This is a genomic window from Antarctobacter heliothermus (genome assembly GCF_900188425.1).
Taxonomy (GTDB): Bacteria; Pseudomonadota; Alphaproteobacteria; order Rhodobacterales; family Rhodobacteraceae; genus Antarctobacter; species Antarctobacter heliothermus.
Genome location: NZ_FZON01000013.1, coordinates 1 through 11,199 on the forward strand (window position 1 = coordinate 1; position 11,199 = coordinate 11,199).

An 11,199-nucleotide genomic window follows, 5' to 3' on the forward strand; every position below is an offset into this window, starting at 1 on the left:
CATGCCGTCATACCGCCGCGCAAGAATGCCAAGCCGTGGAAGCCATCGACTGCAGGGGCTATCGCTCGGAACGAGGCGCTGCGCGCTTCGAAATACCTTGGCCGCGCCATCTGGAGAAAATGGAGCGGATACCACCGACGAAGCCGCGCCGAGACGAAGATGCATTGCGTGAAGCTGCTGGGGCAGAGCCTCATGGCGCGCGACTTCGATCGTCAGGTCGCCGAACTTCAGATCCGCGCCGCCGTGCTCAACGGCTACACCGCGCTCGGCATACCCGTCACAGAGCCTGTGGGATAATTGCGTCCGGGGAAAGGGGAACTCCGGACGTTACCGACTTTGCGCAACAAAGCCCTGGAGAAATGTCGTACAAAGTTCCATCAGACCGTTCCGCATAAGCCGACAAGGATTTAAGGACCGGTAACCGTTTTGCGCCAAAATTGTTCCAATCGGCTTGATCAAGTACAGTGTAGAGTGGTCTGATTTGCGACAAAAGTTCTGGGGCGAATTCGATTTCGGCGGCTTGGGTTGAATTTGCACCCAGCTGAATAAGGCAAAACGCCAATATGAGTTTGAACATTTTCATGACAAAAGAAGGCCGGGAAAACCCCGGCCTGTCAATCGTGATTTTTCGGTCTCACACGTCCTTGTAGCTGATTTCCCGCGTGTCGGCACCGGGGCCAACGCGGTTGCGGCGCACGATCAGTCGGTTGAGCGCCTGGATATAGGCCCGGACCGACGCCACAACCGTATCGGTGTCCGCCGATTGGCCGGTGGCGATCATGCCGTCCTCTTCCAGCCGGACAGAGACCGTCGCCTGCGCGTCGGTGCCTTCGGTCACGGCATGCACCTGATACAGCTGCAACAGCGCCTTGTTCGGGAACACCTCGCGCACTGCTTTGAAAGAGGCGTCAACCGGGCCGTCACCTTCGCAGGTGGCCGACAGATCCTTGCCCTCTATCTCCATCTCGATCTGCGCCTCGGCGGGACCGCCGGTGCCGCAGACGACGCGCAGATTGACCAGTTGCAATGCCTCAGGGCCGTCCGTCGTGGCCGAGACAAGCGCAAGGATGTCATCGTCAAACACCTCTTTCTTGCGGTCGGCCAGATCCTTGAACCGCACAAAGATGTCCTTGAGCTGGTTGTCGCCCACATCGGTCCCAAGCTCTTTGAGCTTGGCGCGCAGCGCCGCCCGGCCAGAGTGTTTGCCAAGCGGGAGCGAGGTGCCCGCCAGGCCCACGTCCTCGGGGCGCATGATCTCAAACGTCTCGGCGTTTTTCAGCATGCCGTCCTGGTGGATGCCGCTTTCATGGGCAAATGCGTTCTTGCCGACGATCGCCTTGTTGAACTGCACCGGAAAGCCGGACACGGTCGAGACGCGGCGCGAGATGTGCATGATCTTCTTGGTGTCGATGCCGGTGTAGTAGGGCATGATGTCCCAGCGCACCTTCAGCGCCATGACCACCTCTTCCAGCGCGGTGTTGCCGGCGCGTTCGCCAAGGCCGTTGATGGTGCATTCGATCTGCCGCGCGCCGCCCGCGACGGCGGCCAGTGCGTTGGCCGTCGCCATGCCAAGGTCGTTGTGGCAATGGGTGGCAAAGACAACCTCATCCGCGCCCGGCACCGTTTCGATCAAGCGCTTGATCAGATCGGCGCTTTCGACCGGGGCGGTATAGCCCACGGTATCGGGAATGTTGATGGTGGTGGCGCCCGCCTTGATGGCGATTTCAACGGTGCGGCACAGGTAATCCCATTCGGTCCGCGTGGCGTCCATCGGCGACCATTGCACGTTGTCGCACAGGTTGCGGGCGTGGCTGACGGTCTGTTCGATACGATCAGCCATTTCGTCCATCGTCAGGTTGGGGATGGCGCGATGCAGCGGCGAGGTGCCGATAAAGGTGTGAATGCGCGGCTGCGCGGCCTTTTTTACCGCCTCCCAGCAGCGGTCAATGTCGGGCAACTGCGCGCGGGCAAGGCCACAGATCACCGAATTACGGGACCGTTCGGCAATTTCGGAGACAGCACGGAAATCGCCCTCGGAGGCGATGGGAAAGCCCGCCTCGATGATGTCGACACCCATGTCGTCCAGCAGTTCGGCAATCTCGATTTTTTCGGCATGGGTCATGGTGGCGCCGGGCGATTGTTCGCCGTCGCGAAGGGTGGTGTCAAAGATGACGACCTTGTCCTTGGTCTGTTCAGTCATGGCGTGAGATCCTCAGATACTTGGTTTCGGAGCAGGCGGAATATCCGCGTCCCCGGAGTTGGGTTCGCCCTTGGGTTCGATCAGCAGCACCTTGACCTCTGCGGCGGCTTGGGGCCGGTGCATCTGACCTGCGGGCACGATCACGATTTCCCCGGCGCGCACTGTCACGGGCGCGCGGTCGGGGTAGTCCATCTGCATTTCCCCTTCGAGAACCAGAAAGAAGTCATCGGTGTCATCGTGTTTGTGAAAGGGAAATTCACCCTGGAATTTCACCACCATCACATCATTGCCGTTGTAACCGGCGACCACATGGGGATCCCAATGGGTGGAAAACAGCGCCAGCTTTTCAGCCAGATTGATCGCGTTCATGGGTTTGTCCTAACTCGGGTGTGGGGGTCTTCGGCGCGTCACACACATCCTCTGAGCACGCGCGCCGAGGGGGCCACGCTCAGAGGCGAGTTAGCAGCAGATCGGCACCATACGCGACGGCCGCCGGAAGGCGGGTCAGACGGAGGATATGGCGGTCAACGATCATGGCCGTCACTATACGCCGCGATTTTCAAATGAAAACCCACCATTTGCACGAAAACGTCGATGCCAAGTACACGCCTTTAGGGCGATTCGAGGTAGTGAACAAACGTTTAAGTGGAAATCAAGTATTACCAAAAAAGCGAATCTCGGTACAATTTTTCACTCTATAGTTGATTCTATTGGGCGGGAGGCCCTTGCAACCATGAAACGCATTCTATTTTTGATTTCAGCCCTCTGTTTCGCGCCGCCGGTGGTGGCGCAGCAGGTCCATAGTGACAACGTCACGAAATTGGCCACGGTCACCACGCAGCAATGGGTGAACTGCGCCAAAGAGGGCAAGGACTGCGCCCCGGGCACCGACGATCTGGTGATCGTGCGCTATGGCATCAGTGAGGATTTCACCTTTTTCGTCACCAAGGGCATTGAAAAAGTGCCGTGCAAGAACTTTTGGGGCGACCCGTCAAAAGGGACGGACAAGGAGTGCGCCTTTATCCTGGAAAACCTGTTCGGCGTCCCGGAGGCCGACACGTTTTCCAAGGTGGCCGATGAGGGCAAGGATTTCACCAATCCCAATAGTGAATTTCGCTGGGTGCGGTACGGCGCGGATGGCAAGTGGACCTATACGCTGATCGAAGGGTCGGATCAGCAAAAGCTGGCCTGTACCAACGACTATTTCGGCTTTGACCCGGCCAAGGGGACGGACAAGACCTGCCAGATGGGCGGCGCCTATACCCTGAGCGAAGGGGACATCGTGGAATGTGCCACCGAAGACCGTGAATGCCAGATGGACGTCGGAGATGTCGTCATGGCGCGGTACGGGGCGGACAAACGGTATGACATCCGCTTTATCAACCACACGGGAAATAAATTTCCTTGTGACAACAATTACTTTGGTGTGGACCCGATCCACAGCAACAAGCGGTGTTATTATCAGGCGCAGGTGCCGGTTTCGGTCAACACGGTGGGGCGCTGGCAAAAGGTGATCTCATGTGACGGGCTGAATTGCCCGATCAGCCATCAGATCTCTGTCGGGACGGAACGCACCAACAGCTGGACCACAACCCAGCAGTGGAGCATCACAGTCACGGAATCGATGGAGGCGGGTCTGACCATCTTTGGCACAGGCGTCACGGCATCGGCCTCTATCGCAGAGGGGTATGCGGGGTCTTATGCCTATAGCAGCGCGCTGTCGCAGTCGGTGACGCAGAACTACACCGCCACCTGTGACCCCAGCGGAAGTTACACCAGCCGCGCGCTGTGGCAGTTTTCGACCGGGACCGAGACCAGCTGTCTTGAATCCGGCACCTGCGACGGGTCGACCTTTACGGCAGAATACCTCTGTGTCGGCGATGCGCCGTCAGGTTACACAGGACCGGTCTGCATCCCCGGGTATTGCGCCAATGAACTGTGCAGCGCCTGTACCTATGAGGATGCCTCTGACCAATAAGTCTGCTGTCTCTGAATGGGGCGCGCCCGCGCCCCATTTGCTCAGCGGGAAACATCAGGCATACTGCCCCCGAGGCATAAAAAACGGGGCAGGGCATGAAACGGATCCTGACAGCGCTGGTAGCGCTATGGGCTAGCGTCGGGGTGGCGGCAGGGCGCGATGAGGCGCGCGTCTACGTCTTTGGAAATTCTCTGGTCCACCATCTCAGTGAGACCTCTGACCTTACCAATGTGCCGCATTGGTTGAACGAAATGGCCAAGGCTGACGGGCGGACGCTGGCGCTGGACGGTCAATGGGGGTTCCTGCGGAACTTTGCCGACGGGTTGCCGCCGACCGCGAACTGGGGCTTTCCCGGTGTAGCGGGAGCGTGGTCGCCCGGGCAGGGCAGCTTTCGCGACGGGCGCTTTGACGCGGTGATCGTGACGCCGGCGAACTTTATCCAGTACCAATTGCCTGACGTGCCCTACGACGGTGAGAACCCGACTGGCGAAAGCCCGCTGGGCGCGTTGCAACGCTTGTTCGACTGGGTCGGGGCCAACAGCCCGGGTACGCGCCTGTTCATCTATGAAGGCTGGTCGACGATGGACGGCATCGCCGCTGTCTTTCCCCCGAACGCACAGGAAACGCAGGCCTTTCACGCCTATAACGTGGGTGAGTACCATCAATGGTATCGCGACCTGCTGAACGTGATGAAAATCACCCGCCCCGACACGCAAGTGGAGCTCATCCCGGTCGCGTCGGTTTTGGCGGGTTTCTTGGCCGATGGTGGATTACTGGAGAATATTCCGCCGCAGGCACTGTATACGGACAGCGCGCCACATGGCACGCCGACGCAATACTTTCTGGCCGCCATGGCCACCTATTCTTGGATCTTCGACGCGCCTCCGCCCGCCGATTTCACGCCGCCGGCGACACTGCATCCCGATGTGGTGGAAAACTATGACGCGCTGGCCAAGGCGATCTGGCAGTCGGTGCCACCGCGAGAGGCGCGTGCGCCGGAGGCGGACCCTGAAACGCCGGTCGCACTGGCACTGCCGGAACGTCAGCCGGTGTCCCTGCCGCCCAGCGGCATTCGCCCGGACGGCATCCCGGCGCTGGCGATGGGGCTGAACGGCATTTCCGACTGGTCGACGCAGCACCCTTTTCTGGACCTGATGAAGTCCTCTCGTGGGTGGGTCGGCAATATCGGCGATACATGGGGCGCGGTCCGCACAGAGGAACTGCGCGAACGCGGCGATCTGGACGAAAACGACTGGCCGCTGCGGATGCCCGAGGGGGTCGATGCGCTGGAAACCGTAATCCTGACCAACCAGCCCACCGGGGCAGAGTCTCTGCGCGGCGACTATGTGCTGACCTATGACGGCAATGCCCGCGTGAAGCTTGTCGGGCGGGCCAAACGTGTACGCCGTGAGAATGGCCGCATCACCTTTTCCTATGAGCCAGGTGAGGGTCTGGTGGCGCTGTCGATCACCGGCATTGACACCAAGGACCCAATCCGCAACATCGTGATCCTGCGCAAGGAACATCAGGCCCTGTATCAGGCCGGGGCGCTGTTCAATCCCGCGTTTCTTGCCCAGATCGAGGACATGCGCGTGCTGCGCTTTATGGACTGGATGATCACCAACGGCTCTCCTGTGACGGGGTGGGACGCGCGCCCGACCATGGAAACGGCCAATTGGTCGGAATGGGGTGTCCCGGTCGAGGTCATGGTGCGGCTGGCCAATGTTGTTGGCGCGGACCCGTGGTTCAACATGCCCCACCTTGTCGATGACGCCTATATCCGCCAATTCGCCGAAGTGGTGGAGCGCGATCTTGACCCCCGGCTCAAAGCCTATGTGGAATTCTCGAACGAGGTCTGGAACCTCGGCTTTCCGCAGGCAACATGGGTCCGTCAACAGGCTGATGCGCGCTGGGGCGCTACGGGGGAGGGCTGGACCCAGTTCTATGGCCTGCGGTCGGCGCAGATCATGGACATCTGGACAGAGGTCTTTGGCCAAGGATCGGACAGGCTGGTGCGGGTGGTATCAACGCACACGGGCTGGCCGGGGTTGGAAGAGCAGATATTGCAGGCGCCGCTGGCCTTTCTGGAACTGGGACGCATGCCGGTCGACAGTTTCGACGCCTACGCGGTGACTGGCTATTTCGGCTATGAGATCGGCGGCACCGAGATGGCGCAGCGGATGGACGGCTGGCTGGATACGGCAGAAAAGATGGCACGCGACGCCGGTGAGGCAGAGGGACTGCAACGCGTCGCATTGCGCGAATACGTCCGTGAACGGCGCTTTGACGGGGCGATCGCACCCGTGGCGCAGGCATTGGCAGAGGGGTCGGTGCGGCAGATCGTGAAAGAGGTCTTTCCCTATCACGCAGGCGTCGCCCGCAAGAACAATCTGCGCCTGATCATGTACGAAGGCGGCACGCATCTTGTTGGCCACGGCGCGCGGGTCAACGATGAACGGCTGACCGATTTCTTCAACGCGTTCAGCTACACGCCGGAGATGGCCAAACTGTATGAGCAGTTGCTGGCCGGTTGGGTCGATGCGGGAGGCGTATTGTTCAACGCTTTTGTGGACGTGGCCCCGGCGACGATGTGGGGCAGTTGGGGTGCCAAACGGTATCTGGAGGATGAAAACCCGCGCTGGGACATGCTGATGGCCTTCAACGCCTCTGGCCCGAACGGCTGGGAAAAACGCGACGTTCAGGCCTTTGCAAACGGGGCGCGGGTGCTGGACGGTGCGGGCCGCGTCGAAGGCACGCCGCAAGAGGACTACATCGTCACCGGCGATGGCGATGATGTGCTGGTCTCTGGCGGTGGTGCGGATGTGCTGGCGGGTGGGCCGGGCCGCGACGTGGCGGTGCTGCCCGGCGCACGGGACGCCTATCAGATCACGCAGGACAGCGACCGACTGGTGGCCGTGGGTCCGGATGGTCCCGTGCGAATGATCGCGATTGAGGCGCTGGTGTTCCAGGATGCGCCCGAGGTGGAGGTGCCCGTCGCAGGGCTATGACGACGGCGTTGCCGACGCTCACATATGGGGCGCGCAGTCGATCGGCTCCATCTGTTTGACCGGGTCGTCGGCAGAGCAGGTCTTGTGCGTGATCGGATAGGTTCCGTCTGTCGGTCCTTCGCAGGCCGTCAGGGCAAAGATGGCCAGAGCGCAGAGAGGCAGGGCAAGACGTGTCATTTCAGGATCCACATGATTGTTCGGCCTCGATGGCCGCATTCTTCTTCCAGATCCGACAATAGGGGAAAGGGAAAAGGTTCGCCGTTGATCTTGGTCAAGCCAACGTGGATTTCGATAAAAGCATCCGGATTCAACGAGGCAGGCTAGACGTCGGCATTGCCTTCTTTCAGGCGCTGGATCTCTTCCACCAGCACCTCGGCCCCCAGCGAGGCGCGAAAGTTTTCCACAACATGTTCGCGTCCTGCCTGCGACAGGCGCAACAGCGCGTCCGGGTCATTGACCAGCGACCGGATCGTGCGGGTCAACTGGCCAGGGTTCTTGGGTTCGACCAGATAGCCGGTAGAGCCGTCGGTGATCAGCTCGGCCACACCGCCTGCATCGGTGCCGATGGTCGGCACGCCCATTGCCATCGCCTCCATATAGGCGACGCCCAGCGGTTCATGCCATGAGGCCAGCACAAACAGATGCGCCTCTTCCAGCTTGGCCTTGACTGCCCCTGCGTCAATTGCGCCAAGCAGTTTGACGTGATCCTGAAGGCGCAGTTTTTTCAGCGTGTCCTCCAGTTCGGAACGATAGCCGGTGCCGCCTGCGTCATCCTCTCCGGCGATTTCCAATCGCACGTCCACGCCCTGATCCAACAATTGCCGGGTGGCGGCCATGACATCCTGATGGCCCTTGACCACATTCAACCGCCCACAACTGAACAGGCGGATCGGGCGGCCATGTTCGGGGGGCACATAAGGCGTGGACCGCTTGAGCGCCTCTGTGTCGACACCCATCGGGCGGATGACTCGGCGGTCGGGCAGATAGTCGGCAAGGCTCTGCTCGATCTCGTCCAGAATCTTGCGGGTGATGATGGTCGCGAAACTGGCATGCCGCCATTTGATCCGCTGGCCGGGGCCGTAATCTGACAATGGCCCGTGCAGGGTCAGCGAATAGGTCGGCCCACCCATGAGGTGACAAAAGGTGGCGATCAGCGCGGCGCGACCACAGGAATGCGCGTGGATATGATCCAAACTGCGCGCCGCAGCCTCGCGCCTCAACCGTTCAGCGGCGGCCAGCGTGACCAGCGCGTCCTTGGTGAATCCGACACCTTCGCGCAGCATCCACAGCGGCAGGCCCTTTGCCGACATCTTGCCAAGGCCAATGGCGGCGGGGATCGGATCGACCCGGCCAAGATAGGCGGTGCGGGCGATCGCCTCGGCCGACCAGTCGTGTGAGATCAGCTTGCGCGGCGGCTTGCGGGTGGAAAAAACGTGAACGGCATGCCCCATCTCTTCCAGCGCCTGGATTTCGCGCCAGAAGAAAACATGTGTCTGTCCCGGGAATTGCGGGACGATATACCCGATACGCAAGCCTTGCGTCACCTGTTAGTCCTTGAGATGGCAGCCGCACCGCCGCTGGGGCGTTGGTCTCTTACAAACCTAAGTGATTCCACGCTTTGGCCACAGTTCCGGAGCAGTTTCCAGTGTGGGACATGGTGTATTTTTTCAAGGTGTGGCCACATGGGTACGGGTGTGGGCAGGGATATGGATCAGGAACATCAATCGCGCGGCGCGGATCTCTCTGTGATCGTGCCGGCCAGCAATGAGGCGGCGCTGATCGGCGGCTGCCTGAAGGCGTTGCTGACGTCCCGGATTTCCGTCCCTGTCGAGGTGATCGTGGTGGCCAACGGCTGTGTGGATGACACCGCGTTGGTGGCGCGGTCTTTTGCGGGGCAGGCCGCCGAACGGGGTTGGCGCCTACAGGTGATCGAACGCGCAGAGGGGGGCAAGCCCGGCGCCCTGAATGCAGGCGACGCGGCTGCGTGCGGGGCCATCCGGGTTTATCTGGATGCCGATGTGACGGTGACGCCTGACCTGTTGGGGCAGTTGGCCACGGTTCTGGATGTCGCCGTGCCGCGCTATGCCAGCGGACAGGTGGATATTGCCGCGACAACCGTGATCAGCCGGGCCTACGCGCGGATCTGGCGGCGCGTGCCGTTTATGCGCGATGTGGTGCCGGGCTGTGGTCTGTTTGCCGTCAACGCGGCCGGGCGCGCGCGCTGGGGCGGTTTTCCCGGCATTATCGCGGATGATGTCTTTGTCCGTCTGCAATTTGCGCCTCAGGAACGGTTTGGCGTCCCTGCCGCCTATCGCTGGCCGATTGCCGAGGGCATGCGCAACCTGATCAAGGTGCGGCGGCGGCAGAATGCGGGTGTCGCAGAAGTGGCAGCCCGCTTTCCCGGCCTGATCCGCAACGAGGACAAGCCTGCATTTCCAGCAGCGGACAAGCTGCGGATTGCCCTGGGGGATCCGCTGGGGTTTTTGATCTATGCCGGGGTCGCTTTGGCAGTCAAACTGACCCGGCGCAGCGATCAGGACTGGAGCCGGGGACGATGACCACACTTGCCAGGCTCAGAGGCGGGTCGATCACTGCGCGCGCCATGCGTTCTTCGTTGCTCACGATGGGCAGTTTTGGTTTTGCACAGGTCTTGCGTCTTGGTTCAAACCTGATCCTGACCCGTCTGCTGTTCCCCGAGGCGTTTGGTCTGATGGCGTTGGTCATGGTGTTCCTGATGGGGCTGGGACAATTTTCCGACGTCGGCGTGACCCCGTCGATCATGCAATCCAGACGCGGCGACGATCAGCGCTTTCTCGATACCGCATGGACCATTCAGGCGTTTCGGGGCGTCGGGTTGTGGCTGGTGGCCTGTGCGCTGGCCTGGCCGATGGCGTGGTTCTATGACCAGCCGCTGCTGGCGCAGATCTTGCCGGTGTCCGCGCTGACGCTGCTGATCACCGGGTTTCGCCCGACGCGGATGATCACCGCCAACCGGCATTTGATGCTGGGCCGGGTGACGGTGTTGGACATCGGAACGCAGGTGGCCGGAGTGCTTGCCGCAGTGCTGCTGGCCTGGTGGTGGGGGTCAATCTGGGCGCTGGTGGTGTCGGGTGTGATCGGCGCACTGATCGAGGTTGTGCTGAACTGGCGCTTTCTGCCCGGACCGGGCAACCGGATGCGCTGGGAGCGAGCGGCGGCAAAAGAGCTGATCAGATTTGGAAAATGGGTGTTCCTGGCCACGGTCTGCGGGTTTTTCTTTACCCAGGCCGACAAGATGCTGATTGGCAAGTTCATCGCGCTGGATGCCTTTGGCGTCTACAACATCGGGTTTTTCTGGGCGTCCTTCCCGCTGATGCTGGGCAATCTGGTGACGCACAAGATCCTGATCCCTGTCTACCGGGAAACCCCGCCGACCCACAGCCGTGAGAATTTCCTCAAGCTGCGCAAGATGCGCTTTGCCGTCTCGTCCCTTTTGATCGGGTTCGTGGCAGTTTTTGCCCTGCTTGGCGTCTGGTTGGTGCAGACGCTGTATGACGTGCGCTATGATGAGGCGGGCGCAGTGGCCGTGGTGCTGGCCTGCGCGCAAATCCCCATGCTGATCGTGATGACCTATGATCAGGCGGCCTTGGCGGCCGGGGATTCGCGGCGTTACTTTTACCTCGCCTTTGCGCGCGCGGTCCTGATGGTGGGCTGTGTTCTGATCGGCTTGCAGGCGGCGGGGCTGATCGGGGCTTTGATCGGTCAGGCGGTGGCTTTTACGCTGGCTTATCCAGTGGTTGTCTGGCTGGCGCGGCGCATGGGGGCCTGGGACGGGCTGCATGATGCGTTGTTTGCCGGGGTCGGCCTGTTGCTGTCGGCGCTGGCGCTTTGGCTGAACTGGGGGCCGATTCTGCACCTGGCGCAACAGGGGGGATAGGCGCATTTTCCCACCCGGCAACAATCTCGAAAAGATGGCGGCTTTGTTCCGACGCCGTTACAGTTATCCCCATATCTTGGCCCAATTGGGGCGGATT

9 protein-coding genes are annotated in these 11,199 nt (G+C 61.1%); 5 read left to right on the forward strand and 4 right to left on the reverse strand.

Going from position 1 to position 11,199, the window contains the following annotated elements; genetic code table 11:
- Positions 1-297, forward strand: a 297-nt coding sequence (locus CHB90_RS08840) for a transposase (protein WP_141135832.1), incomplete at its 5' end; no start/stop codon positions are given.
- A gap of 337 nt (positions 298-634) precedes the next feature.
- Here CHB90_RS08840 and CHB90_RS08845 read toward each other — a convergent pair.
- Both CHB90_RS08845 and CHB90_RS08850 read right to left on the reverse strand, forming a co-directional pair.
- On the reverse strand, positions 635-2,200 hold the full coding sequence (locus CHB90_RS08845; RefSeq protein WP_089277509.1) for a 2-isopropylmalate synthase: 1,566 nt from the start codon (positions 2,198-2,200) through the stop codon (positions 635-637).
- 12 nt (positions 2,201-2,212) lie between these two features.
- Entirely contained in the window at positions 2,213-2,569 is a 357-nt protein-coding gene (locus CHB90_RS08850; protein WP_089277510.1) for a cupin domain-containing protein, read from the reverse strand.
- A gap of 364 nt (positions 2,570-2,933) precedes the next feature.
- On the opposite strand from CHB90_RS08850, the gene CHB90_RS08855 reads away from it, so the two are divergent.
- Both CHB90_RS08855 and CHB90_RS08860 read left to right on the forward strand, forming a co-directional pair.
- A complete protein-coding gene (locus CHB90_RS08855) occupies positions 2,934-4,178 on the forward strand; it encodes a hypothetical protein (RefSeq protein ID WP_089277511.1) in 1,245 nt (414 codons plus the stop codon).
- A gap of 95 nt (positions 4,179-4,273) precedes the next feature.
- The gene (locus tag CHB90_RS08860; RefSeq protein WP_089277512.1) at positions 4,274-7,186 is read left to right on the forward strand and encodes a calcium-binding protein; all 2,913 of its coding nucleotides are present in this window, start codon (positions 4,274-4,276) and stop codon (positions 7,184-7,186) included.
- A gap of 18 nt (positions 7,187-7,204) precedes the next feature.
- On the opposite strand, the gene CHB90_RS26515 is transcribed toward CHB90_RS08860, so the two are convergent.
- Positions 7,205-7,363, reverse strand: coding sequence for a hypothetical protein (locus tag CHB90_RS26515; RefSeq protein WP_170941016.1), 159 nt, complete (start codon positions 7,361-7,363; stop codon positions 7,205-7,207).
- Positions 7,364-7,506: 143 nt separating this feature from the next.
- Positions 7,507-8,730, reverse strand: coding sequence for an exopolysaccharide biosynthesis GT4 family glycosyltransferase EpsE (epsE, locus tag CHB90_RS08865; RefSeq protein WP_245823204.1), 1,224 nt, complete (start codon positions 8,728-8,730; stop codon positions 7,507-7,509).
- A gap of 138 nt (positions 8,731-8,868) precedes the next feature.
- On the opposite strand from epsE, the gene CHB90_RS08870 reads away from it, so the two are divergent.
- Positions 8,869-9,744: a glycosyltransferase family 2 protein gene (locus CHB90_RS08870; protein ID WP_245823205.1), complete on the forward strand. Its 876-nt coding sequence runs from the start codon at positions 8,869-8,871 to the stop codon at positions 9,742-9,744.
- A complete protein-coding gene (locus tag CHB90_RS08875; RefSeq protein ID WP_089277514.1) occupies positions 9,741-11,102 on the forward strand; it encodes an oligosaccharide flippase family protein in 1,362 nt (453 codons plus the stop codon). The genes CHB90_RS08870 and CHB90_RS08875 overlap by 4 nt, the downstream gene beginning before the upstream one ends.
- The last annotated feature ends 97 nt before the right edge of the window (positions 11,103-11,199 follow it).